The sequence below is a fragment of the Paraburkholderia sp. DHOC27 genome (assembly GCF_003429005.1).
Taxonomy (GTDB): Bacteria; Pseudomonadota; Gammaproteobacteria; order Burkholderiales; family Burkholderiaceae; genus Paraburkholderia.
In genome coordinates this window covers 762,243-789,240 of the sequence record NZ_QVQV01000001.1, presented here as the reverse complement: position 1 = coordinate 789,240, position 26,998 = coordinate 762,243, and the positions used below count along the sequence as shown (strand labels likewise).

The window sequence follows — 26,998 nt, the reverse complement described above, 5'->3', positions numbered from 1 at the left end:
TTTTACGGTGACTGCCAGTAACCTCTCGACGCGCGAGCCACCTTTATTCCGCCGGCGTCCAGTCAGCGGCCCTCGGAAGCCCTTGCGACCTTAGTGAATCTCCGGCTCGCCGCTTTCGACGGTGCCGTCGCGCTGCAGAAAATCGAAGTCGCAGCCCTTGTTCGCCTGCATCACGTGGACCTGGTGCATCGCACCGTAGCCGCGCGTGAAGCGCGGTGCCGGTTCGACCCACGCGGCCTTGCGGCGCGCCAGTTCCTCATCCGAAACCAGCACGTTCAGCTTGCGCTGCGGCACATCGAGTTCGATCATGTCGCCGTCCTGCACCAGCGCGAACGGCCCGCCAATGAACGACTCCGGTGCGACGTGCAGCACGCACGCGCCGTAGCTCGTGCCGCTCATGCGCGCATCGGAAATGCGCAGCATGTCGCGCACGCCCTGTTGCAGCAGCTTCTTCGGAATCGGCAACTGTCCCCATTCTGGCATGCCCGGCGCGCCCACCGGACCCGCATGCTGAAGCACGATCACACAGGTCTCGTCGATATCGAGCGCATCGTCGTCGATGCGCGCGGCCATGTCGTTGTAGTCCTTGAACACCACTGCGCGGCCGGTATGCACGTGCAGTTTCGGGTCTGCCGCGCCCGGCTTGATCACGGCGCCATCCGGCGCGATATTGCCGCGCAGCACGGCGAGGCCGTTGTTCGGCAGAAGCGGCGTGGCGCGGCGGCGGATCACGTCGTCGTTGAAAATCTTCGCGTCTTCGAGGTTCTCGCCGAGCGTGCGGCCGTTCACCGTCTTTTGCGAGCGGTCGATCAGGTCGCCCAGTTCCGCGAGCATGGCCTGCAAGCCGCCCGCATAATAGAAGTCTTCCATCAGGTACTTGCCCGTAGGACGGACGTTCGCGAGCACCGGCGTATGACGCGAGATATCGTCGTAGCGGGCCAGCGTCAGATCCACGCCCGCGCGGCGTGCAAGCGCAATCATGTGCACGATCGCATTGGTCGAACCGGACAACGCGAGACAGGTGGTCACGGCGTTATCAATCGAGCCGGCGGTGATGATGTCCGAAGGCTTCAGGTCTTCCCACACCATCTCGACAATGCGCATGCCGGTTTTCGCGGACATCTGCGCATGACGCGAATCCGGCGCGGGAATCGAGGCAAAGCCCGGCAACGTGAAGCCAAGCGCTTCGGCGGCGCTCGTCATGGTCGATGCCGTACCCATTGTCATGCAGTGACCCGGCGAGCGCGCAATGCCGCCTTCTACGCCCTGCCAGTCCTGCTCGGTGATCTTGCCCGCGCGCAGGTCGGCCCAGTACTTCCACGTGTCCGAGCCGGAGCCGAGCGTCACGCCGTTCCAGTTGCCGCTCAGCATCGGACCGGCCGGCAGGAAGATGGTGGGCAGGTCCATCGACACCGCGCCCATCAGCAGCGCCGGGGTGGTCTTGTCGCAGCCGCCCATCAACACGACGCCGTCCGCCGGATACGAGCGCAGCGTCTCTTCCGCTTCCATCGCAAGGAAGTTGCGGTACAGCATGGTGGTGGGTTTCTGGAACGGCTCGGAGAGCGTCTGCACCGGCAGTTCGATGGGAAAACCGCCTGCCTGCCAGATGCCGCGCTTCACTTCCTCGACACGCTGTTTGAAGTGCGTGTGGCACGGGTTCATCTCGCTCCACGTGTTGAGGATGGCGATCACCGGCTTGCCCGCATACTCTTCGCGGCTGTAGCCCATTTGCGCGGTGCGCGAACGATGGCCGAACGAACGCAGATCGTTGACGCCGTACCAGCGATGGCTACGCAGTTCTTCAGGGGTCTTTCTCTTGGTCACCACTTCTCTCCTACTGCGTCCCTGCAACAGGACGCGTTAAATAAACACACGACGCCGCGCGAGCCGGCGCGTTTCATCAGCGCTTCTGTTCCTTGACGCGTGAGACCAGTTGCGTCGGACTCACGAATTGCAACGCGATCAGCACCCAGATGAGCGTGATCGCCATGTAGATCATGGCCATCGCGTCAATGGATTGCGGCGCGCGCACACCGGTCGAAAATACAGCGTAGTACAACGCGACCACCAGCGTTTGCGTGCCAGGGCCCGCGGTAAAAAACGTCAGCTCGAACAGGCCAATGGTGCGCACCAGCACCAGCAAACCGGCTGCGAGCATGCCGGGCACCAGCAGCGGCAGCAGCACATAACGGAAGTAGCGAAACGTGTTCGCGCCGAAGATGCGCGCGGCGGCTTCCAGATTCGGATCGATCTGTTCGATGAAGGGCGTCATCACGAGAATCACAAACGGCAACGCAGGCACCAGATTCGCGAGGATCACTCCAGGCAGCGTGCCGGCGAGCCCGACCTTGTACATCACCGTGGCCATTGGAATGCCGTACGTGACGGGTGGCACCATCAAGGGCAGCAAAAAGATCAGCACGACGAAGCGCTTGCCCGGAAACTGCACGCGCGCCAGCGCATAGGCAGCGGGCACACCGAGCAGGACCGAAAGAATCACGACGGCCCCGACCACTTCGACAGTGACCCACAGCACGCTCGCCAACTGGAAGTCGCTCCATGCCTGCGCGTACCAGTGCAGCGTGAAGCCCTGCGGCAACAGCGTGCCGAACCAGCGCGTCGCCACGGAGTTGACCGCGACCGTCGCGATCAGCAACACCACGTTGACGAGGAAAAACACCACCGCGCCCCACACCAGCACCTTCCACACGCGATCGGGCAGCGGCGTGCGCTGCTTGAGCGCCTTGCTCGGCTGCGCGCCGTCGTTGCGGCCTGTGCTGTTGCGTTGCGCTTCCTTGTTTGATGACGGGGCCGCGTTGGCGTGCGAGGTTGCGTTCGTGGTTGCGTTCGTAGTTGCGCTGTCAGCCGGCCACGGTTGCGTGGCGTGACGATCGGTTGTCATCAACCCTTCCCTCCCGTCACCGGACCGCTATAGAAGAAACGGCGTGCGCCGAGCATGCCGGCCACCACCAGCAGTTGCACGAAACCCATCACCATCGCGATGGCCGAGGCCAGCGAGTAATCGTAGTTTTCGAACGCGGCTTCCGCGGCGGCAATCGACATCACGCGCGTCGGCCCGGCCGGTGCGCCGAGCAGCACGGCGGACGGAAACACCGAGAACGCCTGCACGAACGACAGACACGCCGCCATCGTCAGACCCGGCACAAGCAGCGGCAGATAGATGCGGCGAAACTGCTGCCAGGGGCTCGCGCCGAGCGTCGCGGCGGCGCTCGCCAGCGTCGGATCGATACCGGTCACATAGGAAAGCGTCAGCAGGAACGCGAACGGAAAACCCGACACGATCAGCGAGATCAGCACGCCCCAGAAGTTGTGCGTGAGCCGCACTTCGTCCGTGTACAGATGCAGTCCTTGCAAGGCCTGCGGAAACCAGCCGTGGGGGCCGAAATACGTCAGCATGCCGTCGGCAATCAGCACCGTGCCGAGCGTGACGGGAATCACCAGCAGCGTCGTGACCAGCTTCTGATACGGCGAATGGCGACGCAGCGCGAAGGCCACCGGCACCGACACCCCCACGTTGATCAAGGTCGCGGGCACCGCCAGTTTCAGCGTGACGAGGATGGTGGGCCACATCGACGTGTCGGTGAAGAACGTCACGTAATTGGCCCACACGCCCCCGCCGTTCATGGGCCGGAACGACAGCGCCAGACCATAGGCGAACGGGTAGATGAACAGCGCGAGGATAAAGATCAGCGCGGGCGCGACCAGCCAGCCTTTGGCGTCGCGCGCGGCAACAGGTGGCAAGAGCGCGGGCGCGTTCATGGCGCTTCACCGTTATAGACGAGCGTGCGAACCGGCGGCACGCGCAGGGTAATGCGCTCCCCCGCGACGAAATCGCCAGCCACGCGTGCCCACAAGTCGCCAAACGCGGCCTTCACGCGGATCAGGGAATCGCGGCCGCCGTATTCGACGGTGGTCACCTCTGCCTCGAAGGCGTTTTCTGCGCCCGGCGTGCTGCGCTCCATGTCCTCGGGACGCAGCGCCACGCTGACCCGCTTGCTGTCGAAGCCATGCATGGGCATGCCAAGCAGACGCACGCCATTGGCCGTCACCGCGACGGCTTCGCCCTGCATGCCTTCGAGCGTGAACTCGATCACGTTGCGATAACCCATGAAGCGCGCGACGTGCAGATTCTTCGGCCGCCCGTAAACTTCCTTCGGCGTGGCGACCTGCTGCACGACGCCCTCTTTCATCACGACGATACGGTCGGCCATCGACAGGGCTTCGTCCTGATCGTGCGTGACGTAGATGGTGGCGCGTTCGAGCTGGCTGTGAATGCGGCGGATCTCGGCGCGCATTTCGATGCGCAGCTTGGTGTCGAGATTCGACAGCGGCTCGTCCATCAGCACGAGCGGCGGTTCGATCACGATGGCCCGTGCGATGGCCACGCGTTGTTGTTGTCCACCGGACAACTGGCCCGGCAGCTTGCGCTCATGGCCCACCAGTTGCACGAGTTGCAGCGCTTCGCGGGCGCGGCGCACGGCCTCGCTCTTTGCCACGCCGCGCATCTTCAAACCGAAGCCCACGTTGTCGAGCACGGACATGTGCGGGAACAGTGCGTAGTTCTGAAACACCATGCCGAAGCCGCGCTTTTCCGGCGGCAGCACGTCGATGCGCTGGTCGTCGAGCCAGATGCCGCCGCCCGTCAACGGCTGCAACCCGGCGATGCAGTTGAGCGCCGTGGACTTGCCGCAGCCCGATGGTCCAAGCAGCGCGATGAACTCGCCGCGGCGAATGTTCAGATCCAGACCCTGCAACGCGGCTACCGCGTGTCCTTCGGCATTCGTGAAACTGCGGCTCACCGAGTCGAGACGCAACTGCTCAAAATGATGCTTCATGGCGGTTTCCTGATACTGGCGGCACAACGGGCCGTTGCATGGCCCAAGTGCCGCACGGATCGTGAGAAGGCTGTCGCCCGCTGCGTGCGTCACGCCAGGTGGCCGGCACGACCGGCTCGACCGACGCAACGCCCGCAGGCGGTCCCGGCTTACTGGCTCTTCTGCGCGCCGACTTCGCGATCCCACTTCTGGAACGCGGCAACCATCGCGGCGGCATCCAGCGGCAGCGCGCTCGGATGGCTCGTCAACATCTGCGCATACTCGGGACGGCCGTATTTCTTCAACACCTCCTGGCTATGCGCCGGCGCCTGATCGAGCGTCACGCCCTTGATGGCCGGGCCCGGATAGAAGTAACCGTCGTCGTACGTGAGGGCCTGCTGCGCCGGCTCGAGCATGAAGTTCATCAGCTTGTAGAGCACGTCGAGCTTTTCCTTCGGCACGCCCTTCGGGATCACCATGTAATGCGCGTCGGTCACCCACGTCATGTTGTCGAAGGCGGCTACCTTGAATTCGGCGGGCACGATGCCGAGCGCACGCGGGTTGATGTCCCAGCCCGTGACGGTGACGGTCATGTCGCGCGTGCCCTCGCCCAGTTCCTTCATCACTGCTGAGGTGCCGCCCGGGTAGTACGGCACGCAATCGTTCAGCTGCTTGAGGAAGGCCCAGGTCTTGTCCCAGCCGTGGATCGGATCGCGCGGATCCTTATCGCCCAGCACATACGGCAGACCCATCAGGAAAGCACGGCCCGGACCGGAATTGGCTGGGCGCGCATAGATCAGCTTGTTGGGGTGCGCCTTGCACCATTGCAGCAATTGATCGGGGGTCTTGGGCGGATCGCTGACCTTGGCGGGGTTGTATTCCAGCAGTGGACCAGCCGGCATGTAGGCCACTTCGAGGCCGAAGCCTTGCGCCAGGTCCTGCATCTTGCGCGGACCCGGTGCGTATTTGTCGAGCACGCCGGGGAATGCCGCCGCCTGGTCCGGCATGAGCTTGATCCACAGGTTCTGTTCGATGCCGGCAGCCAGCGCATCGGTGCCGGTCAGCACGAGGTCGATATCGGAGCGGCCCGCGGCCTGCATCGCCTTGATCTTGCCCGGCAGTTGCGGCGCGGGCGCATTGGTGTACGTGATGTTGCCGACCAGGTTCGGATACTTCGCCTTGAACGCTTCGAAGCCCTTTTGCGTCAGTTGCAGGTCACCCGCCACATCGACGATATTGAGCGTGACCGGGTCGGCGTACGCGGGCAACGCCATGCTCGCCCCCAGTGCGGCCCCTACTGCCGCGCACAGGCTCACCACTCTCGCCGACAGGCTGCCAGAACAAATCATTGCATCTCCTCGCTTCTTGGTATGGAAGTCCGCCGGTCGATTTATGGTGCAGGCGGTACGGGTCTCTCAATGGAACATAGCGAACGCAAACTGTTGATGTCAAGCAAATCATCGGATGCGGACGGCAGCCAGCGAAATGCTGCGATCACGCGTGAAGCCTTTAGAGACATAGCCTTGGCGGAAAATTCCCGAGGGCAAACCCCAACTTGCGAAGCACGATTGCAGGGCACTTGTTAGGCAACTTGAGGCTGATTGCGCGTCCGCTCGCGCGTTGCAGCTGAGGTTTCGTGGCTCCGTTGCGCCCGCCGCGTGGGACGAACGGCCCACGCCCACCTGCGATTCCTCAGCCGCCTTTTACGCCTTGCGTGTTCACATACAGCGAGTACAGCCCGTGGCTTGCCGCCATGAACAGACGGTTGCGATGCCGGCCGCCAAAGCAGACGTTCGCGCAACGCTCGGGCAGTGCGATATGGCCAATGGCCTCGCCTTCCGGCGTGAACACACGCACGCCGTCGAGTTCCTCCGTGCCCATGCCCCAGCCGCACCACAAATTACCGTGGATATCGACGCGGAAGCCATCGGGCGTACCCGGGCCCGCGTCGATCAGCACGCGGTTATTTGACAGCGTGGCGCCGTTCACATCGAATGCGCGGATCTTGCGCGGCTCGGCGCGCGATTCGACCACGTACAGCACCGACTCATCCGGCGAGAACGCGAGGCCGTTCGGTCCCAGCACGTCGTCGATCACCATCGTGATTTCGCCGCTCTGTCCATCCACGCGATACACGCAGGCCGGCAACTCCGACTCCTGCAATTCGCCCTCATAGAATCCGTCGATGCCAAAAGTCGGATCGCTGAACCAGATCGAACCGTCGGACTTCACGATCACGTCGTTCGGCGAGTTGAGACGCTTGCCGCGGTAACTGTCGGCCAGCACGGTGATGGAGCCGTCGTATTCGGTGCGCGTGACGCGCCGCGTCAGATGCTCGCAGCTCACGAGCCGCCCTTCGCGATCACGCGTGTGGCCGTTCGCATTGTTCGACGGCTGGCGGAACGGCGTGACCTGCCCGCTCGCTTCGTCCCAGCGCAGAATGCGGTTGTTCGGAATGTCGCTCCACAACACATAGCGGCCATCGCCGAACCAGACCGGCCCTTCCGACCAGCGCGCGCCTTGATACAGGCATTCCACTGAAGCCGACGCGAGGCGCAACGCCTTGAAGCGTGGATCGAGAATGCGGACGGCGGGATCGGGATAGCGTCGGTTGAGGTCTGTCATGCGGGGTCCTGTAAGGGGTTCGTCGAGACGAGCGGCGCATGTCTGGTCTGGACGAGCACGATCCAGACGCGCATGAGCCACTCAAGCCCATCAGCTTAACCGCACCTACTCCTGCGCGAGCTTGCCGTCGCGCAGCCGCCAGAGCTTCAGCGGATTGTCGTCGTGCAGGGCTTCCGGCAACAGTTCAGCCGGCAGGTCCTGATAGCAGACCGGGCGCAGGAAGCGTTCGATCGCCGTCGCCCCCACCGAGGTTGCCCTTGCATCCGAAGTGGCCGGGAACGGCCCGCCGTGCACCATTGCATGCGACACTTCGACGCCGGTCGGAAAGCCGTTCGCGAGAATGCGGCCCACCTTGCGTTCGAGCGTCGGCAGCAGTTGCCGCGCCAGCGCGTAGTCGTCGGGTTCGATCTGCAGCGTCGCCGTCAGTTGTCCTTCCAGATGCTCGGCCACCTTGATCATTTCCTCGACGTCGGCGCACGTCACGAACAATGAGGTGGGTCCGAAGATTTCGTCTTCGAGTTGCGGCGTGGCGAGAAAGTGCGCGGCGTTCGTCTCGAACAGCGCGGGCAAACCGGAGCACGCCGCGTCCGTGGCTGAACCTTGCGCCACGCTCTGCACGCCCGCCTGCTCGCCGCGTCGCGTGACGCTGTCCTTGTACGCAGTGGCGATACCCGCTGTCAGCATGGTCTGCGCGCCTTTTTTCGCCAGCGCCTGCGCGGCGGCGTCGATGAAGGGGCGGGTGTGCGGTCCTTCGAGCACCAGCACGAGACCCGGATTCGTACAGAACTGGCCCACACCGAGCGTGACCGAATCCACGAGGGCACTGGCCAGCGCTTCGCCGCGTTTCGCCAAGGCGCCGGGCAACACGAAGAACGGATTGATGCTGCTCATCTCGGCGAACACGGGAATCGGTTCGCGGCGCTTCGATGCAATCTCGACGAGCGCGAGACCGCCGCGACGCGAACCCGTGAAGCCCACCGACTTGATGGCCGGATGCGCGACGAGCGCCTCGCCGGTTTCATTGCCCGCGCCGATCACGAGCGAGAACACGCCCTCGGGCAAGCCGCTGTCGGCCACCGCTTTCTGGACGGCGCGGCCCACGAGTTCGGAGGTGCCGAGATGCGCGGGATGCGCCTTCACGACCACCGGACACCCCGCCGCCAGCGCCGACGCCGTATCGCCACCCGCCACCGAAAACGCCAGCGGGAAATTGCTCGCCCCGAACACCGCCACCGGGCCCACCGGCACCTTGCGCAGACGCAGATCAGGGCGCGGCAACGGCTTGCGTTCCGGCAGCGCGGAGTCGAGCGTGGCCGTCAGCCAGCGGCCTTCGCGAACCAGTGCGGCGAACAGTTTGAGCTGCCCCACCGTGCGCGCCCGTTCGCCTTCGAGACGCGCCTTCGGCAAGGCGGATTCGATATGTGCCCGCTCAATCAACGCGTCGCCCAGCGCCAGGATGTTTTCGCCGATGGCTTCGAGCAACCGCGCGCGCGTTTCGAGCGGCGCCTCACGGTACGGATCGAACGCGAGCGCTGCGAGTTCGCAGGCACGCTCGACGTCTGCCGTGCTGCCCGCGCCGAAGACGGGTTCGATTTCCGCGTGACGAACTGGGTCGAACGCGCGCAGCGCGCCCTTGCTTCCATGTACCGAGGAACCGCCGATCAGCATGTCGCCGTTAATCTGCATCTTGTCACTCCTGTGAAGCGCGGCACGGCCGGGCAGATGCCAGGCCGTGCCGCGTTGCAATCGAATTGGACCGGGCCGCTGGCGTTGCTGGCGCGCCGTGCAACGGCGCGGCGCTACCAGCAAATGGGCCTCGAGCTACGGTCATCAATGCGCCGGCGAAGTCTCCGCGGCGAACTGGCGTTCGAACGCCAGCAGCGTCTGCGTCGCGCTGTCGATATCCGCATGATGCTCCTTCGGGCTCGAACTGAGCAGCGGCAGCATCGGACCCATGTCGGCGATCTTCGAGAACGTCACCGCGTCGTGCAGCACGCGGATCAGCGAAATATCGTCGCGCAGGGTTTCGAGCGGCATGAAGGCGTTATAGAGACGCTGGGCTTCGCCGAGTTCGCCGGACTTGATGGCGTGCAGCAGCGCCATGACCGCGTGCGAGGCGATGCAGCCCGAACCGGTGGTCCAGGCGGCGAGGCCGAATTCACGCAAATGCACGATGGCCGGCCGCTCGCCCATGCCCGACACCACCTTGGCCGCAGGCACGCTTTGCAGCAGGCGGCGCAGGTAGGCGTCGTCCGACGGGTTCGCGCGCACGATGGCGTACTTCACCGCGAGCAAGGTGCCGCTGTCGACGAGGCGCGCGAGCGTATCCACATCCACGTAGTTTTCGCTCTTGATGTAGAGCGTGAGCGGGATACCGGCGGCATCCACGATGCGCTTGAGCCCGGCTTCCACCCCTTCCGAAGTCGTGAAGCCCGCGAGTGGCAGGACCATCGCCGTGCGGTACTGGGTTTGCGCGAGGATGCGCGCCTGATCGAGCATCTTGCCGTAATCCGGGCCAATGGCCGGAATCACGCGCGTGTCCGGACCGGCGCTTTCCGCAAGCATATCGAGCAGCGCGCGGTATTCGCTGACTGCGACGTGATACAGGTTGGCGTTGCCGCCGTACAGCAAGGTGCGCACGCCGCCCGCCTCGATGTGGCGGATCAGCCTCTGGTTTTCCGCGGCGTCCAGCGAATAATCGGCGCGGCGGGCCAGCGGCGGCACGGCCATGACGGTGGCGGAGAATTCGCTATCCAGAATGGGAGAGACTTTCATGGCACCTCTGCACGGTATCGAAGAATTGATGTCAAGGTAGCACTCGGGCGCTCCAGTTGTCAAACAACATTTCGCTTTTACATCGCCCACGGTTTTGACTGGGCTACCCCCGCTCGGGACGAGAAGTCTTTCCAATCAGTGCTTTCCCTCAGAGCATAGGCGCGCTGCGGCGAATCCTACGCGCTACGAGGTTGTCCTAAGTTCGTTTGACAACCTCATGCGACGGTGGCGGCGCGAAAGACTGCAGCCTCTGTGCCCAGTCTCGCGAGCGCCTGCCCTTTGTGGACTTGTTCTCTGCCGTGAATCGACATCATTCGACCCACGCGCATTATTTCGTTTTACTGTGCCACAGATACATTTGAGACGTACGGTCAAACTAATGCGGGAAATCACCGCGGACAACGACCGCTATATCAGCGCTGCAATATTCTGAAACAATTCACCGAATCACTTCTAGAAACACGCTGTAAAGCAATTGTTAAATCCGGCGAGAGCCTTACCAGTCAAGCGATTTAACGATAAAACCACCGATCTGTGCCGCCTCCAGCCGGTAAACCGAAAGCCTGAATGATTAGGCAATTTTTGGCCAAATGAGGCTATTTTTGAACGATTCGGCCATTTTCCCAAACACGCTTGACGCGACCATGAATCTCCACGCCCGGATTTTGGTCACGGGATAATAAAAAATGATAAATTGGAGAGCAATACATGCCGGTCGCGAGTTCGCGCCTGCGTTTCCGCAGCTAAACCGCTGCGACGGGGGAATGACAGTGTCGCTGCATATTATCGAGCAGATGTCGCCACTACTGGATGCCCCGGATGAAGCGACATGGTTCGACGCAATTGCAAAGCTCGTCGATAGCTGGGGTTTCGACAGACTGCTCGTCGCCATGCTGCCGCGCCCCGGCATGCGCCTGGAAGACGCTTACATGCGCAGCACCTATTCCCCTGCATGGAGACAGACTTATCTGGAGCAGGGCTTCGCGCACATCGATCCAACCGTCGCTCATTGTCTGACGCACTCCACGCCGCTCATCTGGTCGCCGGAATTGTTCGTCACCCGCGCACAACGGGCGCTCTACGACGGCGCCTGCCTGCACGGCCTGCGCTCTGGCGTGTCATTGCCCATTCACGGACCGCAACAGGAAGTCGGCATCCTGAGCGTAGCGAACAACTTCAAGTGTACGGATGCCTTCTGGGAGCAGATCGACGCCGTGCTGCCCAAGCTGGTTTTGCTGCGCGATCTGGTGATCGACACCGGACGGCAGCATCTTCATACGCACATGCAGGCGCGCATGCCGCAGTTGACGCCGCGTGAGCGCGAATGTTTGAAATGGACGGCGCGCGGCAAATCCACGTGGGAAATCTCCCATATCCTCAGTTGCTCGGAAGCGGCCGTGAACTTCCACGTCAAGAATATCCGGGCAAAATTCGGCGTGAATTCACGGCGCGCGGCCGCCGTGATTGCAACTCAACTAGGTCTTATTGATCCGGGCTAAGAAAGGCCGCGGCTTCCTTGCTGTAAATCACCCGCTCTGCACGGCCTAAATCGCTATCTGTAATCGTTTTCGTCAAATAAAGCCCTAGCAGGATAGAAACCGGCGGCGGAATTTCAGCGCCCGATTCAAAGCGGCTGCCGCGCGACTGCGTTACGCCAAATCGCGCCCAGAAACGACGCTGGCTTTCCTTACGGTTTTTGCGAAATGCGATGATCAGGTGACGATCCACCGGAGACGTAGTCTCTTCTGTCTCGTCAGAGGCACGGTTTTGAATACCGAAGGGGGCCTTCCAGTGATTTTCGAGTAATTCCATGATAAATCCCTCGGGTTGAGTGGTTGTTATTTGTATGAATTTTGCAAGACCCGCAAATCCGATACACCTATCCAGGTAGGTAGGTACATTTTCAATTCAACGTGCATATCCCGGTTTGGCGGGATAGAGGGACTCGGCAAGGATTGCCGCTTGCTCACCGCAAACTCACCGCGCGCTCAATTTCAGCTGCGCCGGAACGTGATGTGCGCGATCCGGCGTACCGTGAACGCGGCCACCAGCGCCGCGATGCCGGTTAGCACCACGCCGATATGGATGGATTGCACCAGCACCTGGCGTGCGGCTTCCACCAGCGCCGGCCCGGCCAGCCCGGCCCGGTTGAGTGCGCCGAGCACGCTGTCACGCAGCGCCGGGTCGATCAGAATGCGCGGATCGGACAGCCTGGGCAGCCACGTCGAGGCCACCGGCTCGCCCAACACCCGCAGCGAACTCGCCACGCCCGCCTCGTAGCGCCGGTTGATGATGGTGGCGACGATGCTCGTGCCCAGCATGCCGCCCACCATGCGCGTGGACTGCAGCAGCGCCGTCGTGATGCCGAACCGTTCGCGCCCGGCAATCTCCTGGCCGAACACGTTCAGGTTGTTGAGGATGAAGCCGAGTCCGATGCCGACCGCGCCCATCGCAAGTTCGAGATACAGATGCGGCGTCGCGGGCGTGGCCAGCGCAATGCCGACCGATGCAATCACCAGCAGCATGAAGCCGATGGAGAGGATCAGCGTCGGCTTCGGCATGTGGATCACGATGCGCGTGTTGATGACGCTGCCGAGCGCAATGCAGGCGGCGATCGGCGTAGCCAGCAGACCCGCTTCCTGCGGCGTCAGTCCGAAGCCGCCTTGCAGCAGCAATGGCGCGAAAAAGATCAGCGAGAACATCACGAAGCCAGATAGCAGCGAGAGCGTGAATAGCGTAACCAGTTGCTCGTCCTTGAACAGGTCGAGCGGGATGATGGGATGGGTTGCGCGTCGCTCGCACACCAGCAGCGCGACCGCGCCGACCAGGACCAGGGCGGCGAGCAGCAGGTTGGTGCCGGTCAATCCGGACTTCGGCACGGCTTCGATGAAGGTCTGCAGGCCGCCGAGCACCAGCGCCACCAGCACGGCCCCGCTCCAGTCGATGCGCACCTCGCCCGTCACCGCGCGCCGGTAATTCGGCAGATGCGCCCAGATGAAGTACAACGCCAGCACGCCCACCGGCAGATTGACGAGGAAGGTCGAGCGCCAGCCGAACTGCTGGCTGAGCCAGCCGCCCAGCGACGGCCCCGCCGCCGTGCCGATGCCATACGCGGCCGCCATGATGACCTGCCAGCGCACGCGTGCGCGGGGATCGGGGAACAGGTCGGGAATCGACGCGAACGCGGTGCCGACCATCATGCCGCCGCCCACGCCTTGCAGGCCGCGCGCTACCACCAGAAACGGCATGCTGGGCGCGACGCCGCACAGCAGCGAAGCGAGCGTGAACACGATCACCGCGGCGATCACGAAGCGCTTGCGTCCGAAGTAGTCGCCCAACCGGCCGAACACCGGCACCGTCACGACGGAAGCGAGCAGGTAAGCGCTCGCAATCCACGCGTAGTACTCAAAGCCACGCAGTTCGGAAACGATGGACGGCAGCGCGGTACTGACCACGGTCTGATCGAGCGCGACCAGCATGTTGACCAGCGCGATGCCAAGCATGGCCAGCAACGCATCACGGAAAGGCAGGGGACGGGAAGAATTCACTTGGCAACGGCGCCGTTTGGCGCGCCAGAGAGCCGGACACAAGGCCAGACGGATTGAAAGGAACGGACCGCTCGATGGGTCGCGTTGGTGCGTCGCGTTCATCGGCCAGGTTGGAGGGGCGCTGCACGCACCCCGTCACAGGCCACTACGCCCGCTGACGCGCGGGCCGAAACGCCGACCGCCTCAGGAACCGAACATGCGCTCCAGTGCGTTTTCGAGGTGCGTCTGCATGGCGCGCCCGGCGCCGAGGCTGTCTTTTCTGCGGATCGCCTCGAGCACCGCGAGATGTTCGGCCTGCACGAGCCGCTGGCGCTCCAGCGTCTTGACGAGCGAGAGGTTACGCGACAGGTTCATGCTGAACACGATCTGCTCTTCGATGAAGGACATCACCGTGATGAAGAACGGATTCTTCGAAGCCCGCGCAACAGCCAGATGAAACGAAAAGTCGTCCTTCGCGCCGATGCCCTGGGTCTCGACGATGCGCTCCAGTTCATCCCACGCGCGCTGGATTTCGGCGATGTCTTCCGGCTCGGCTTTCTCGGCGGCAAGGGTGGCCGCGCCCGCCTCGGTGACGATGCGAAACTCGTAGCAACGGCGGATATCGGAGAGCGTTTCGAGCGGCGCGAAGCGGCGCACGTCCGGGTCGGGACGGCGTGCCACCGTCGTGCCGGAGCCGTGCCGCGTGACGATGATGCCGTCGGCCCGCAGACGCGCCAGCGCTTCGCGCACCGTAGGCCGAGAGGTCTCGAAGCGCTCGGCAAGGGCGTGTTCGGTGGGCAGACGCTCGCCCTCCTTGTACTCGCCTTCCATGATGCGATTCAGAATGTCGCCGTAGATCTTGTCCGGCAAGCCGGTCGATTTGCGCTCGTTCATCATGGGAGGATCAGCTTGTCAGAATAGGATTTGATTGTAAGGCAAACGCTGTTGGCCAATCTTCCGAATAACGGTCATTTGCAGTCGCGATACGCCCCGAACCGCGCCAGGCGGCGCTGCGACACTATGACCCCACATTTCGAAATTTGCCAACTGTTTGATTAACATCCTGGCAACAGTGCGACACTTTGGGCGATTATTGAAACGGTATTGAACACGGGATGGCTATGCCGCTCATGCCTGACGCACGCTCAGCGCAAACCCAATCCACCCAGTGTGCAATGCCATGCCCCGAACCCTTCCGACATGGAGTCCGATATGTACAAACGTATCCTCGTAGCGGTCGATGGTAGCCACACTTCCCGCCGTGCCTTCGACGCAGCCCTGAGCCTCGCCAGTTCCGAGGGCGCCGAGTTGCAGCCGTTCTACGTGGTGGAGAACACGCCCATGTATTTCGAGGCGCCGGGCTACGATCCTTCCATCCTGCGCAACCGGCTCATCGAACAGGGCAAGGAACTCGGCACCGAGCTGACAGAAGCGATGCGCGCCAAAGGGGTGACGGGCAGCGTGATGGTGGGCGAGGCGTCCTCCACGGATGATATTTCAGTGGTCGTGCTCAAGGCCGCGGCAGACTTCAACGCCGATCTGCTCGTCATGGGCACGCATGGCCGCCGCGGCGTGCAGCGGCTGTTGCTCGGCAGCGTGGCGGAGCGTTGTGTGCGGCAGGCTGCATTGCCGGTGCTGCTCATCCCGGCGGCCGCCGGGCAAGCCGATCAGCCGGACGACGCGAGCGCCTGAACAAGCGTGCGGGCGGCCGGCTCGGTGGGTGCCGCACCGGACCCGCGCTGGCGTCCCTGCGCGACATGCCGTCGCGAATTCACACGGCATACCGGAGTTCACGGCGCGTGTCGAGTGCAGGCAAAAGCGTGATCTCGCTCAAGCACCGGCGGCGCAATCGCGCGTCATTTTGCCGCGAAACAGCGGGTAATCATGGTGGGACAATGGTTCGGTCTTCTTTCAACCGGCCGTACACCATGCTTACGCCCACCGCAGTGACCTCCGCCCCAGTCCGTCGCATGCCTGGCATCCCGCCTCGCTCCGCCGGGCGCAGCGCCGCACGTTGTTCGAGTTGCGCGATGCGTCAGTTGTGCATGCCGCAAGGACTCTCCCCCGACGAACTCCCCAAACTCGAAGCGCTCATCTGCACCGCGCGCCCGGTGCGACGCGGCGAAGCGCTATACCGTTCCGGCGACTCGTTCGATCATCTGTATGCCGTGCGCTCGGGCTCGCTGAAAACGACGATGGCACACCGCGACGGCCGTGAGCAGGTCACCGGCCTGCGCCTTGCCGGAGAAGCGCTCGGGCTCGACGGTATCAGCGTAGACAAACATGCCTGTAGTGCAACCGCGCTCGAAGACAGCACCGTCTGCATCATCCCGTACCCGGCGCTCAAGAAACTGTGCCGTGAAATTGGCTCGATGCAGGAGCGGCTGCATAAGCTGATGGGCGAGCAGATCGTCCGCGAGGCCGCGCAGATGATGGTGCTCGGCTCGCTTTCCGCGGACGAACGGGTCGCGGCTTTCCTGCTCGACGTGTCCGAGCGCAACGCGGCGCGCGGCTATTCGTCAGCGGAATTCAACCTGCGCATGACCCGTGAGGACATGGGCAGCTACCTCGGCACCACCCTCGAAACGGTAAGCCGTACCCTGTCAAGATTTCAAAAGCGCGGCCTGATCGACACGCAGGGCAAACTCATTCGCATCATTGATCTGGAAGGACTCAAGCAGGTTTAGGCCGCGCGGGGCCCAGCGGGGCGCCCGTGCAAAACTGTTTCGCCTTGGCATGTGTCCTGCGAGCAGGTACAGTCTTTGGACTGTCCCCCTGAAGGAGACCCGGCGAAATGAACCGTGACCCCGCCCCGCATCCTCCGCTGGTCCAGCGTTTGATCGACGCGCGCCATGTGACCGACGCGCTGTTCTCGATCGTCAAACCCGAGTACCTCTACGAACGGCCGATCCGTGAGCGCCACCGGATCGTGTTTTACATCGGCCATCTGGAAGCGTTCGACCGCAACCTGTTCGATCAGCGCCTTTTCTCACTGCCCGCCTTCAACCCGGAACTGGACGCGCTGTTCGCGTTCGGCATCGACCCGGTAGACGGCGGCCTGCCCACCGACGTGCCAGCCGACTGGCCGTCGCTGGAAGTCGTGCGTGGCTACGGCGAGCAGGCGCGCGAGCAGATCGACCGCGCGCTGGCCGCGCTGAACCTGGACGACGCGCCCACTGGTAGCAGCACCCAAACCGGCTCGACAGAGCAATTGTTGAATGTCGCGATCGAGCATCGTCTGATGCACGCCGAGACGCTCGCCTACATGCTGCATCAATTGCCGCACGCGCAAAAAATCGCCCAGCACAGCGAGCCCGCTCCTGCACAGCATCCGCAGCGCACGGGGCCACTGGACACGACGCCAATGCTTCGCGTACCCGCCGGCTCGACCTTGCTCGGCATGCCGCGCGAGGGCGGGCGCTTCGGTTGGGACAACGAGTTCGGCGAACAGCGCATCGACGTGCCGACCTTCGAGATTGACCGCTACATGGTGACGCACGAGGCCTACCGGCGTTTCATCGACGCCGGCGGTTATCACGAGCGCGCGTACTGGACTGACAAGGACTGGGCCTGGAAGGAAAGCGAACACATCGAACATCCAGCCGGGTGGTCGAAGCGCGATGGCAGCGGCGAGTGGACCTTGCGCACCATGTTCGAAGAAATTCCGTTGCCGCTCGACTGGCCGGTGTACGTCAGTCATGCCGAAGCGAGTGCCTATGCGCGCTGGGCCGGCAAGGCCTTGCCCACGGAGGCGCAATGGCAACGCGCGGCGCACGGCGCGCCGCACGCCACGATCGGCAATTTCGATTTCCGCAGCTGGGACCCGCAGGCGGTCGACGCGCATCCAGACAACATCAGCGCATTCGGCGTGGAAGGGCAGTACGGCAACGGCTGGGAATGGACCTCGACCCTGTTCGACGCCCTGCCCGGCTTCGAGGCGTTTCCGTTTTATCTGGGCTACTCCGCCAATTTCTTCGACGGGCAGCATTACGTGCTCAAGGGCGGCTCGGCGCGCACGGCGCAATGCATGTTGCGGCCGGCGTTTCGCAACTGGTTTCAGCCGCGCTACCAGTATGTGTATGCAGGGTTCAGGTGCGTGAAGGTGTGACCAATAAAGCGGAAGTTGAAAAGAAATTGCAGCTTCCGCTAAACGTCACACTCGCTTGCGCACTGAGACGGACGCGCTTCGCCGCTGAAACGGTGACGCTCGAGCATGATGCTTCGGGTCATCATGGCGATATCGTTGGCGATGAATAACTGCTCGCTCGAACTGAACAGGAAGTCCCGTTCCAGTGTCCGCTCAAACATCAATTCATAGTATTCGGGTGCGTCGACGAGAAAATCCGCTTTCTTCACCCCGTACATATGACTCTTCCAGCCGGCAGATTCGGCGCCTGTGATCGTGTTCTTCTGTATCTCGCCATGCTGTTCTGCCAATTCCGGATCGAGGAAATACACAACCAGCATGCGCGATACATTGCACTGGATGTGCAGGCGTAGCGCACCGAGCTGCTGGCTTGCGATCTCGTAGTAGCACTGAATCCGTGTTTCGCTAGGCAGCGTCGTGACGCGGGCCGGGAGCCTGATATCTGCCGACGGCTCCCCGAATCGTCCGGCGGGGCGCTCGATGAGTGACAGGGTGCGCGTAACCTCTTTGGTGAGAAAAGCTTCAGTCCTCGAGAGCAATTGCTCGGTGCTCAAGGTCCGGGAGTTATAGAGCAGGAATACCCAGATACCCAGACCGTAGAACGCGAGCTTGGTCAAATCGAGCACGGTGCTCAGATAAGTTGCCCGGTTCATCACAATCATCGCTGCAATGCCTGTCAGCAGAACCAGGCAGGCAAGCAGCAATGCCCCGGTAATGATGCGTCGCGTCTGGGCGGGAATGAAAGCGAAGTTTGTCAGATTTTCCATAGCAAGACCCGGTATATCGCCGCCGATTCGCAATTCCACCAACCTGTTCAGGCGTGGCTCGATCACGGCGTCCGCCCCTCCGGGCTCGCGCGCGTAAAAATGTTCCGGCACATTATAGTCGCGGGGCGAAAACCCCACGCAATAGAAACATGCCGAAGTGCAATCTCGCACCTGCTGCGGATTGCCATTTGGCTGATGGGTTTTCGTTAGTCGCCACTTCGACAATGCATCAGCATGGCCCAAGTGGTCCCTCTGTCCATTTTAATATGCATACCTTATCAATTAACCTGCACTGCTTGCGGCTCAGAGTGTCGCCGACACCGTTCGAAATTGCCAATTGTGACGAATTGCCGATTCGATTGATGGCGAACTTGTGAAATACCTCGGGGTGTATATTTTTATAAGGTTTTTTGCAAGCGGCACAGCCGAGTGGCTAGATCTAAAAACCGCAAAACGCACCAGCCAGTGGTCGAGTCGCGAGTCAGTCTAAGCGGATGGATCTCGCTCTCATCATGCCCGACGTACAAGGCACGCCCGATACCCGACAGATTCCGATTCAGCGTGTCGGGATTAAAGGAGTGCGTCACCCGATTTCAGTGCGAACACCGAACGGCGGTACACAGTCGACGGTCGGTACATGGAATCTCGGCGTGCATCTAGCCGGGGACGCCACCGTCAGCCTTTGACTTTCCTTTGATACGGAGTTTGTACATGTCAAGCGACACGAGATGCCCTTTCTCCCACACTGCCGGAGATGGTACGACCAATCGCGATTGGTGGCCAAACCAGCTTCGTCTTGATTTGCTTAGTCAACACTCAAGCAAGTCGAACCCACTCGACAAGGGATTCAACTATGCCGAGGCATTCAGGCGAGTGGACTTCCATGCCCTGAAAAAAGACATCGCCGCGGTAATGACCAACTCCCAGTCGTGGTGGCCCGCAGACTTTGGGCACTACGGTGGACTGTTCATTCGTATGGCCTGGCACAGCGCCGGTACATACCGCACCGGGGACGGACGCGGGGGTGGCGGGCGCGGTCAACAACGATTCGCGCCTCTTAATAGCTGGCCAGACAACGTTAGCCTCGATAAGGCGCGACGCTTACTCTGGCCAGTCAAACAGAAGTACGGTCAAAGTGTTTCCTGGGCTGACCTGATCACTCTCACGGGGAACGTCGCCCTGGAAAGCATGGGATTCAAGACGTTCGGATTTGGCGGCGGCCGAGAAGACACGTGGGAGTCAGACCAGGACGTCTACTGGGGTAGGGAGAAAACGTGGCTTGGCGATGACTTTCGGTACGGAAAGGGCTCCGCACCGCGCGACGAAGATTCGGATGGCGTAGTCGTCGCCGACAAGGAGACGCATGGCGAGCAAACCAGCCGCACCTCCAGCGGTCGTCACCTGGAAAATCCACTCGCGTCAGTACAAATGGGCCTGATTTACGTGAATCCCGAAGGCCCAGATGGCAACCCCGATCCGATCGCCGCGACGGTGGACATTCGTGAAGTGTTCGGTCGCATGGCTATGAATGACTATGAGACCGTCGCCCTGATCGCCGGCGGACACACTTTCGGCAAAACTCACGGTGCCGCCCCCGCCAGTCATGTGGGTCCGGAGCCGGAAGCGGCTGGTCTGGAAAACCAGGGTCTGGGCTGGAAGAACAGTTATGGAACGGGCACAGGACCTGACGCAATAACGAGTGGGATCGAGGTCACCTGGAGTAACACACCAACCCAATGGGGCATGGGGTTCTTTCTGAATCTTTTCGGGTATGAATGGGAGCTATCCAAAAGCCCCGCTGGTGCTCATCAATGGGTTGCAAAGGACGCAAAGGCCACTGTTCCACATGCGTACGATTCAACCAAAAAGCTGTTGCCAACGATGCTCACCACTGACCTCTCGCTCCGCTATGACCCGGCATACGAAAAAATATCCCGGCATTTCATGGCAAATCCTGACGAGTTCGCCGACGCATTTGCCCGAGCATGGTTTAAGTTGACACATCGCGACATGGGACCGCGTGTCCGCTACCTCGGTCCAGAAGTACCAGCCGAAGAATTGATCTGGCAAGATCCGGTTCCTGCTGCAGATCATCCGCTTATCGACGATAAGGACGCGGCGACTATAAAGGAACAGGTACTCGCGTCGGGACTATCCATCTCCGATCTGGTGTGGACCGCTTGGGCGTCGGCGTCTTCGTTCCGCGGTTCTGACAAACGTGGCGGCGCCAATGGCGCGCGTGTTCGTCTCGCACCTCAGAAAGACTGGGCGGTCAACGAGCCCCCCAGGCTGCAGCGCGTCCTAGCTGTTCTCGGTGAGATCCGCGACAGCTTTAACAAAACGGCGACGGGCGGCAAGAAAATCTCACTGGCAGATCTGATTGTGTTGTCTGGAGGGGCGGCTATCGAGCAGGCAGCTGAAGCCGCTGGTCACAATGCGCGGGTCCCGTTCACGCCTGGACGCACGGATGCGTTGGTCGAGCAAACCGATGAGCATTCGTTTGCCGCATTGGAGCCGTTCGCCGACGGTTTCCGGAACTTCGTAAAAGGACCATGCGGGGTGCCTGTCGAGCATCAACTGATCGACAAAGCACAACTATTGACGCTGACTGCGCCAGAGATGACCGTGCTCATTGGTGGACTGCGTGTCTTGAAGGCGAACACCGGAAATGATCTTCATGGCGTTTTCACCAACCGCCCGCAAGTACTAACCAATGATTTTTTCCGGAATCTGCTTGATATGGGAACAGCATGGAAGCCAGGTACTTCCTCTCCAGACATATTTGAAGGCTACGATCGAAAATCAGGAGAGCTGAAATGGACCGGAACGCGGGTCGATCTCGCGTTCGGCGCGAACGCGCAACTTCGCGCTATTTGCGAGGTATACGCAAGCGCCGATGCGCAACAGAAATTCCTGGATGATTTCGTGCTCTCATGGTCGAAAGTGATGTCGCTAGATCGATTCGATCTCGCTCGTTGAGACGCCTTGCGTCGTTGCCACCGGGTATGCCCGGTGGCAACTTTGATGAGATGTCTCGTGCGACGACAGGTCATACGCCAAAACGTCGAACATCAGACGCGCTCACGCTCCATTCCTACTTCGGCCCGCAGGCACTCGATATCACGATTTATTGTCGCCACGGCAATCACACGCCCACTGCGCATGTATCGCAGCGCGCAATCGCGCGCTGCGATATTGCCGTCCACTGCGATGGCATCCCAACTTTCTGCGTGCCCAACATAGTTGATCGGAACATCATAGTGCTGGCTCCAGAAGAAGGGGACCGCGTCGAACCTCTCACGACCGCCCAACATGTTCAACGCGCCCGTTTGTCCTTGACGCTGTGCGACGACCCAATGCTCCACTCGTATGTCGGCGCCACTGTGTGGATCGGGCCAGCGGGCGATGTCGCCTGCGGCAAAAATACCTGGAACGCTGGTCTGCAAATACGCATCGACCTTGACGCCTCGGTCGATCGTCAGACCGGCCTGCTCTGCCAGAGTCAGATTCGGCCGCACGCCGACTCCAATCACGACCAGATCAGCATCGATGCTGCCACCCATTTTGAGCGACACCTGTTTCTCATCAATCGCAAGTACGGTATTTTCCAGGTGAAAAATGACGCCGTGGTCCTCATGCAGCCGCTGGATAAAAGCACCCATCTCTGCGCCCAGGACGCGTTCCATCGGACATCGGTCTCGCGCGACAACGTGAACCTCCAGCCCGCGCGTGCGTAGTGCCGCTGCTGCTTCCAGACCTATGAAGCTTGCTCCAACGACCACAGCCCGACGCGCATTCGCCGCACGAGCGCTGATAGCGCGGCTGTCTTCGAGAGAGCGCAGAGTATGCACATGTGGCAGATCCAGACCCGGACCGGATAACCGACTAGCCTCCGCGCCAGTGCAAAGCAACAGGCGATCGAACGGTATCTTGCCTCCATCCCCGAGTTCTACTTCCTTCGAGACGATGTGAATGCGGGCGACGTTCGCGTTCAAGCGAAGGTCAATGCGTTGTTGTGTGTAGAACGCGTCGTCGCGAAGTGGCAGCCACTCCGCAGGCGCTGTGCCCGCCAGATAATCTTTGGAGAGGTTTGGTCGATCCACGGGTGGCGCCGCGTCGTCACTGAGCAACGTGAGGCTACCCGCATAACCGATTCGCCTTAGACGCTCAACCGCTGCAAAACCGGCTGCCCCTGCGCCGACAATGACGATCCTTTGTGGCACTGCTGGGTTCGGTAATGACACGGGACTGGCTGGCGGACTCATCCTTTTCAAAACATAGACTTTGTCACCTTGAACTGAAGTAGACCAACACGCGAGCGGACTAAAAGCCGGCGCCCGCTCCGCTTCGCCCGTACGCAGATTAAAACATGCGTGATGCCAAGGGCACCGCACCGTGTCGCCAACGATCAGACCTTCCGTAAGCGGAGCGTGGTAATGCGTACAAGCCGCATCTACGGCGAGGAAGCTATCACCGACCCGCGCAATCATGACCGCATCGTCACCGACATGTCCTGCGAACAGGCCAGCGTCTCCGATCGAACTGATTGGGACGCCTGCGGTGAGATCCGGATCGGCGTCGTCGTGTGCATTACCGCTCATGTGACCCTCCACACGTAGTCATCCATCCCCGCTCGCACGTCTACGACGCAAGCGTAATACCTCGGGACGGATTCCATAGTTAAGACGTGCGGATCCGCAATCCATCAACCTGACGACGAATTGATAAAGTGGGCGTAGATACTGTCACGATAGCGGCGACGGGCGTGCCGCTGCTTGTTGTATAGAGTGAGAGCGCGATCGGATAGATGAGAGATGAACGAAAGACCCACCGTCCATCGAATCGAAAAAAACCGCCGCCCCAGTGAGGCAAAAATCCGCTATCTGGGGCGGCCTGAAAGGGCACTGACAAGTGCCCTTTCAACAGCGCGTTTCTACAACACGTCAGAACTTGTACGTCGCGCCGATCTGAGCGTAACGGCCCACGTACGAGTACAGCGATGTATCGTAGCCCGTCTGGTCGATGCTGTTGAACCAGTACGGGTCATACGGCGGCGCACGGTTGAAGATGTTGTCGATGCCGGCGTACAGCGTCCAGTGCTTGAAGCCCGTGTATTGCGCGTACAGGTTGAACTGGCTATACGATGCAACCGTCGACGCGATGCCAGGGCCCGAGACCAGTTCCTGCGCGTAAGGACCGGTGTATTGCCACGTCAGCGAGGCATTCCACTGGTGATACGCCCAGTTCAAGGTCGTGTTGCCCTTCCAGCGCGGGAACGAAGCACCGAAAGTTTCGTACATCGCGCTGTTGTTACCGGCAGCGTTAGTCTCACCGTTCGCCAGACCCGGCGTCTTGAAGCTCAACACATACGCCCAGTCAGCCGAAACCGTGAACGTACCGAGCGGCGTGGGCAGCGACTGACGCAGCGTCGCTTCGAAGCCGTCCGTGTTCAGGTAGGACTCGTTGATGTACTCCGTGTTGACGTAGTTGATCAGGCCGGACGGCTGACGCACCACGACGGACGGATCGTTCGCATCCACCAGGCCTTGCAGCGGCTCGATACCGATCACGTTGGTGATGTCGATCTTGTACCAGTCGAAGCCGATATCCGTCGTGCGCGTCGGCGACAGTTCGAAGCCGATGTTGTAGTTCTTCGTGCGTTCCGGTTGCAGATTCGGATTACCCGCGGTCGCTTCCAGGAAGTAGTTGCCTTGCTGGTTGTACTGCGGCGAAGCCGGGTCCGTGTCCACCGCCGACTGATAACCGAAGCTCTTCGCCTGGCCATCTTCGACCAGCGTCGGCGCGCGGAAACCACGGTTGAACGACGCGTAGGTCGTGAAGGCCTGCACCGGCTGATAACGCAACGCGAAGCGCGGCGAGAACGCACCGCCGAAGTCGCTATAGTGGTCGTAGCGGCTCGACTGGCTGAACGTCAGGTTCTTGATGATAGGAATGTCGATCTGATAGTAGACGGCCGCCACGTTGCGCTGACCGAGCACCGTCTGATACGCCGGCGAAATGAACGAGCCATCGGCCCAGCCCGCGGCCGTATCGATCGATTCGCTCTGATGCTGGAACTGCGCACCCAGACCGAAGCCAACATCGCCAGCCGGCAGCGTGAACAGGTTCGGCGTCGAAACTGTCGCGTCGACCGTGTCCAGCTTCGAGATGGCCTGATCCTGCAGCGTGCCGAACACGCCATTCAAACCATTCGGCGTCGAAGCCGGGTTGTTGAAGTTGTAGCCGCCCGCCAGCAACTGGTTGTAGCCGGCCGCCGTGATTTCGTTCGAATACGAGTTCGACACTTCGCTTTGCGAGTGGCCGTACGACGCCGTCCAGTTCCAGTCGCCCCAATGCGGAACGCTGAAATCACCCTTCAAGCCCGTCGAAAGACGATAGAAGTTCGAAGTCGTCGTGACGTCCTGCGGATTGTTCAGGAACGGATAGTTGAGTTCGGTATCCGCGCCGTACGGGTTGTACGGATTGCTGCCGGCCACCAGGTTGGTCGTGTTGAGCGAAGCAGGCGCGCCGAGGCTCGGGCTGTAGATGGTCGGCGTGGACAGCCACGAAATACCGCCTACACCCGTCGTGCCGTGCAGCGTGGTCTGGTTGTAGCTCTCCCACGCATCGACCCAACCCTGGATGTTGTCGGTAATCTTGAAGTCGCCGTGGACCTTGATGTTCGAACGGTCCGACTCAGGGGTGAGCGACTGCAGATTGGAAATGCTGGTCTGGCAAACGGTGCCACCGAGCGCGCCGTAGGTCGAGCCGGCGTTGGCTGCGGGCACGATCTTGCCATTGGTACAGGCGCCTGCGGGTTCCGCGTTGCCCGTGTTCGGGTTCACCCAGAACGACGCCGGCGACCACGTGTTGATGCCGGAGGTCGTATCGCGCTCCGACATCGTGATGCCGCTGCTGTGATAGAAGCTGCCTGCGGCCGTGAAGTTGTAGCCGTCTTCGGTCAGATTGCCGAAGCCACCCAGAATGCTCAGGTTGTCGGTACCGTTACCACCGTGCTGCGCCCCGCCGATGCTGCCATCGAGCTGCAGACCCTGAAAGTCATGCTTGGTGATGATGTTCACCACCCCGGCGATGGCGTCCGAACCGTACTGCGACACCGCACCGGTCTTGACGATTTCGATCCGGTCGATCATGTTCGTCGGCAGCGTGTTCAGGTCGAAGAACGAATCGGTGCCGTTCACTGCAAAGGCGTAGGGGGCCGCGCGCTGACCGTCGATCAGCACCAGCGTGTACTTTTCACTCAGACCACGCAACGCGATACCTGCGCCGCCGGGCGCGAAGCTGTCCGGGTTCGCATCGCTCCAGCTACTCGCCGAGTTGGCGCTGGTTTGACGCAGATAGTCGGACACCGTCGTGGCGCCGCTCTGCTGAATGTCTTTCTGCGAAATGACCTGAACCGAATTGAAGCCCGTCTTGTCTGCCTGACGGATCAGCGAACCGGTCACCTCAAACGTCTTCAACTGCTTGACGTTCTTGGTGGCAGCGGCGCCTGAGGCCGCGTCCGGTGCGGCTGCCGCTGCGGTGCCCGTTGTTGCCGCAGCAGATGTAGCTGGTTGGCTTTGTGCCAATGCCGGAACCGCTATGGCTGCCGACAACGCAAACTCCGCCCAGATTATTCTTCTTATGGCCAAGGCCAATGCCCTTTGCTTCATTTTTCCCCTCATACGGAACGGTAAGGCCACACGATGTTGAACGGGGCGACGTCTTGTGAATATCGCTCCGCGACTCTCGGCTTCAATGCGCCGAATTCTTTTTGAACCATGCTGCAAGCGCATCTTCGTGCGTTCTTCTGGTCGAGGTACGAGGTTCGCGGGGACAGCAAAGCGTCATCTGCCATTGAATCGGATTACTAAATATTTCCTGTTTTGCGGCACAGCAAAATCCGGATCCGTCGAGATGATGTGAGCACCTCGATCCAGCTAACGGTTAGCTGATCGCCCAGACGTTTTGTCTTCCCACCTACCCGCACCCGATCCCGTTCAAGGCCGGCAAACCCTCTCTCAGACGGGTATCACGCGTTGCGGAACGATATTACTCACGTCAAAATTTGTTAGACAATAGCTAATGTTTTTTAAGTACTTCCGTGGTAGCCGCGCAACATGCCTGCACAGCTTTTTTTGGTTGTCGTTGGTGGCGAGCATTTGATGCCCGGCTCGTCGAGCGGAGGTTTCCAGCGCTTCGATAGCAACGACATTGGCTGGGCTATCTGATCAGGTGGGGTATTGATTGATTGCGGATTAGACTCGCGCGTGTCTTGCCTCGCGCAATTGATAGCGAGTTGTAAGCCTCTCAACATTGTGC

At 61.3% G+C, this 26,998-nt stretch carries 19 protein-coding genes and 1 pseudogene; 6 read left to right on the top strand and 14 right to left on the bottom strand.

The window, feature by feature from the left end:
- Positions 1-90: 90 nt before the first annotated feature.
- The 8 genes from araD to D0B32_RS03365 all read right to left on the bottom strand — a co-directional run bounded on the left by araD (position 91) and on the right by D0B32_RS03365 (position 10,235).
- On the bottom strand, positions 91-1,824 hold the full coding sequence (gene araD, locus D0B32_RS03400) for an L-arabinonate dehydratase (RefSeq protein WP_117332257.1): 1,734 nt from the start codon (positions 1,822-1,824) through the stop codon (positions 91-93).
- A gap of 76 nt (positions 1,825-1,900) precedes the next feature.
- Positions 1,901-2,902, bottom strand: coding sequence for an ABC transporter permease (locus D0B32_RS03395; RefSeq protein ID WP_117332256.1), 1,002 nt, complete (start codon positions 2,900-2,902; stop codon positions 1,901-1,903).
- Positions 2,902-3,780 (bottom strand): ABC transporter permease, encoded by an 879-nt coding sequence (locus D0B32_RS03390; RefSeq protein WP_117332255.1) that lies wholly within the window; start codon positions 3,778-3,780, stop codon positions 2,902-2,904. The genes D0B32_RS03395 and D0B32_RS03390 overlap by 1 nt, the downstream gene beginning before the upstream one ends.
- The gene (locus D0B32_RS03385) at positions 3,777-4,856 is read right to left on the bottom strand and encodes an ABC transporter ATP-binding protein (protein ID WP_117332254.1); all 1,080 of its coding nucleotides are present in this window, start codon (positions 4,854-4,856) and stop codon (positions 3,777-3,779) included. Before D0B32_RS03385 ends, D0B32_RS03390 begins: the two co-directional genes overlap by 4 nt.
- Positions 4,857-5,005: 149 nt before the next feature.
- Positions 5,006-6,184 carry an extracellular solute-binding protein gene (locus D0B32_RS03380; RefSeq protein WP_117332253.1) on the bottom strand — a complete coding sequence of 393 codons (1,179 nt, stop codon included), beginning with the start codon at positions 6,182-6,184 and terminating at the stop codon, positions 5,006-5,008.
- A gap of 343 nt (positions 6,185-6,527) precedes the next feature.
- The gene (locus tag D0B32_RS03375) at positions 6,528-7,460 is read right to left on the bottom strand and encodes an SMP-30/gluconolactonase/LRE family protein (protein ID WP_117332252.1); all 933 of its coding nucleotides are present in this window, start codon (positions 7,458-7,460) and stop codon (positions 6,528-6,530) included.
- A gap of 105 nt (positions 7,461-7,565) precedes the next feature.
- Positions 7,566-9,146 carry an aldehyde dehydrogenase (NADP(+)) gene (locus D0B32_RS03370; RefSeq protein WP_117332251.1) on the bottom strand — a complete coding sequence of 527 codons (1,581 nt, stop codon included), beginning with the start codon at positions 9,144-9,146 and terminating at the stop codon, positions 7,566-7,568.
- 144 nt (positions 9,147-9,290) lie between these two features.
- Positions 9,291-10,235, bottom strand: a complete 945-nt coding sequence (locus D0B32_RS03365) for a dihydrodipicolinate synthase family protein (RefSeq protein ID WP_117332250.1) — start codon at positions 10,233-10,235, stop codon at positions 9,291-9,293.
- A gap of 794 nt (positions 10,236-11,029) precedes the next feature.
- Between D0B32_RS03365 and D0B32_RS03360 the strand changes: the two genes are divergently transcribed.
- Positions 11,030-11,734 (top strand): LuxR family transcriptional regulator, encoded by a 705-nt coding sequence (locus D0B32_RS03360; protein ID WP_117333436.1) that lies wholly within the window; start codon positions 11,030-11,032, stop codon positions 11,732-11,734.
- On the opposite strand, the gene D0B32_RS03355 is transcribed toward D0B32_RS03360, so the two are convergent.
- The 3 genes from D0B32_RS03355 to D0B32_RS03345 form a co-directional block, all read right to left on the bottom strand.
- Positions 11,718-12,047 carry an XRE family transcriptional regulator gene (locus tag D0B32_RS03355; RefSeq protein ID WP_117332249.1) on the bottom strand — a complete coding sequence of 110 codons (330 nt, stop codon included), beginning with the start codon at positions 12,045-12,047 and terminating at the stop codon, positions 11,718-11,720. The genes D0B32_RS03360 and D0B32_RS03355 overlap by 17 nt on opposite strands.
- Before the next feature lie 182 nt (positions 12,048-12,229).
- Complete coding sequence (locus D0B32_RS03350; protein ID WP_117332248.1) at positions 12,230-13,738, bottom strand: MFS transporter; 1,509 nt, start codon at positions 13,736-13,738, stop codon at positions 12,230-12,232.
- Positions 13,739-13,966: 228 nt separating this feature from the next.
- Positions 13,967-14,656: a FadR/GntR family transcriptional regulator gene (locus tag D0B32_RS03345; RefSeq protein ID WP_117333435.1), complete on the bottom strand. Its 690-nt coding sequence runs from the start codon at positions 14,654-14,656 to the stop codon at positions 13,967-13,969.
- A gap of 318 nt (positions 14,657-14,974) precedes the next feature.
- Between D0B32_RS03345 and D0B32_RS03340 the strand changes: the two genes are divergently transcribed.
- The 3 genes from D0B32_RS03340 to D0B32_RS03330 all read left to right on the top strand — a co-directional run bounded on the left by D0B32_RS03340 (position 14,975) and on the right by D0B32_RS03330 (position 17,870).
- A complete protein-coding gene (locus D0B32_RS03340) occupies positions 14,975-15,454 on the top strand; it encodes a universal stress protein (RefSeq protein WP_117332247.1) in 480 nt (159 codons plus the stop codon).
- A gap of 236 nt (positions 15,455-15,690) precedes the next feature.
- Positions 15,691-16,449, top strand: a complete 759-nt coding sequence (fnr, locus tag D0B32_RS03335; protein ID WP_404935531.1) for a fumarate/nitrate reduction transcriptional regulator Fnr — start codon at positions 15,691-15,693, stop codon at positions 16,447-16,449.
- A 107-nt stretch (positions 16,450-16,556) separates the two neighbouring features.
- Entirely contained in the window at positions 16,557-17,870 is a 1,314-nt protein-coding gene (locus D0B32_RS03330; protein ID WP_117332245.1) for an SUMF1/EgtB/PvdO family nonheme iron enzyme, read from the top strand.
- 38 nt (positions 17,871-17,908) lie between these two features.
- Here D0B32_RS03330 and D0B32_RS03325 read toward each other — a convergent pair whose 3' ends face one another.
- Positions 17,909-18,919 (bottom strand): hypothetical protein, encoded by a 1,011-nt coding sequence (locus D0B32_RS03325; RefSeq protein WP_147329484.1) that lies wholly within the window; start codon positions 18,917-18,919, stop codon positions 17,909-17,911.
- A gap of 251 nt (positions 18,920-19,170) precedes the next feature.
- On the opposite strand from D0B32_RS03325, the pseudogene D0B32_RS03320 reads away from it, so the two are divergent.
- Both D0B32_RS03320 and katG read left to right on the top strand, forming a co-directional pair.
- Positions 19,171-19,344: pseudogene (locus D0B32_RS03320) on the top strand (GTP cyclohydrolase, FolE2/MptA family); the annotation flags it as partial.
- Positions 19,345-19,387: 43 nt separating this feature from the next.
- Positions 19,388-21,655 (top strand): catalase/peroxidase HPI, encoded by a 2,268-nt coding sequence (gene katG / locus D0B32_RS03315; RefSeq protein ID WP_117332242.1) that lies wholly within the window; start codon positions 19,388-19,390, stop codon positions 21,653-21,655.
- A 92-nt stretch (positions 21,656-21,747) separates the two neighbouring features.
- Here the strand turns inward: katG and D0B32_RS03310 are convergent, their stop codons facing one another.
- Both D0B32_RS03310 and D0B32_RS03305 read right to left on the bottom strand, forming a co-directional pair.
- A complete protein-coding gene (locus tag D0B32_RS03310; RefSeq protein ID WP_117332241.1) occupies positions 21,748-23,277 on the bottom strand; it encodes an FAD-dependent oxidoreductase in 1,530 nt (509 codons plus the stop codon).
- Positions 23,278-23,619: 342 nt separating this feature from the next.
- The gene (locus tag D0B32_RS03305; RefSeq protein WP_117332240.1) at positions 23,620-26,349 is read right to left on the bottom strand and encodes a TonB-dependent receptor; all 2,730 of its coding nucleotides are present in this window, start codon (positions 26,347-26,349) and stop codon (positions 23,620-23,622) included.
- Between the last annotated feature and the right edge of the window lie 649 nt (positions 26,350-26,998).

Coding starts and splice junctions, on each gene's coding strand:
- D0B32_RS03345 (WP_117333435.1), bottom strand. CDS start 14,656: ATGAACGAGCGCAAATCGACCGGCTTGCCGGACAAGATCTACGGCGAC.
- D0B32_RS03385 (WP_117332254.1), bottom strand. CDS start 4,856: ATGAAGCATCATTTTGAGCAGTTGCGTCTCGACTCGGTGAGCCGCAGT.
- D0B32_RS03360 (WP_117333436.1), top strand. CDS start 11,030: ATGTCGCCACTACTGGATGCCCCGGATGAAGCGACATGGTTCGACGCA.
- D0B32_RS03310 (WP_117332241.1), bottom strand. CDS start 23,277: ATGAGCGGTAATGCACACGACGACGCCGATCCGGATCTCACCGCAGGC.
- katG (WP_117332242.1), top strand. CDS start 19,388: ATGTCAAGCGACACGAGATGCCCTTTCTCCCACACTGCCGGAGATGGT.
- D0B32_RS03370 (WP_117332251.1), bottom strand. CDS start 9,146: ATGCAGATTAACGGCGACATGCTGATCGGCGGTTCCTCGGTACATGGA.
- D0B32_RS03365 (WP_117332250.1), bottom strand. CDS start 10,235: ATGAAAGTCTCTCCCATTCTGGATAGCGAATTCTCCGCCACCGTCATG.
- D0B32_RS03305 (WP_117332240.1), bottom strand. CDS start 26,349: ATGAAGCAAAGGGCATTGGCCTTGGCCATAAGAAGAATAATCTGGGCG.
- D0B32_RS03375 (WP_117332252.1), bottom strand. CDS start 7,460: ATGACAGACCTCAACCGACGCTATCCCGATCCCGCCGTCCGCATTCTC.
- fnr (WP_404935531.1), top strand. CDS start 15,691: ATGCTTACGCCCACCGCAGTGACCTCCGCCCCAGTCCGTCGCATGCCT.
- D0B32_RS03395 (WP_117332256.1), bottom strand. CDS start 2,902: ATGACAACCGATCGTCACGCCACGCAACCGTGGCCGGCTGACAGCGCA.
- D0B32_RS03390 (WP_117332255.1), bottom strand. CDS start 3,780: ATGAACGCGCCCGCGCTCTTGCCACCTGTTGCCGCGCGCGACGCCAAA.
- D0B32_RS03355 (WP_117332249.1), bottom strand. CDS start 12,047: ATGGAATTACTCGAAAATCACTGGAAGGCCCCCTTCGGTATTCAAAAC.
- D0B32_RS03340 (WP_117332247.1), top strand. CDS start 14,975: ATGTACAAACGTATCCTCGTAGCGGTCGATGGTAGCCACACTTCCCGC.
- D0B32_RS03330 (WP_117332245.1), top strand. CDS start 16,557: ATGAACCGTGACCCCGCCCCGCATCCTCCGCTGGTCCAGCGTTTGATC.
- D0B32_RS03380 (WP_117332253.1), bottom strand. CDS start 6,184: ATGATTTGTTCTGGCAGCCTGTCGGCGAGAGTGGTGAGCCTGTGCGCG.
- D0B32_RS03350 (WP_117332248.1), bottom strand. CDS start 13,738: ATGCTTGGCATCGCGCTGGTCAACATGCTGGTCGCGCTCGATCAGACC.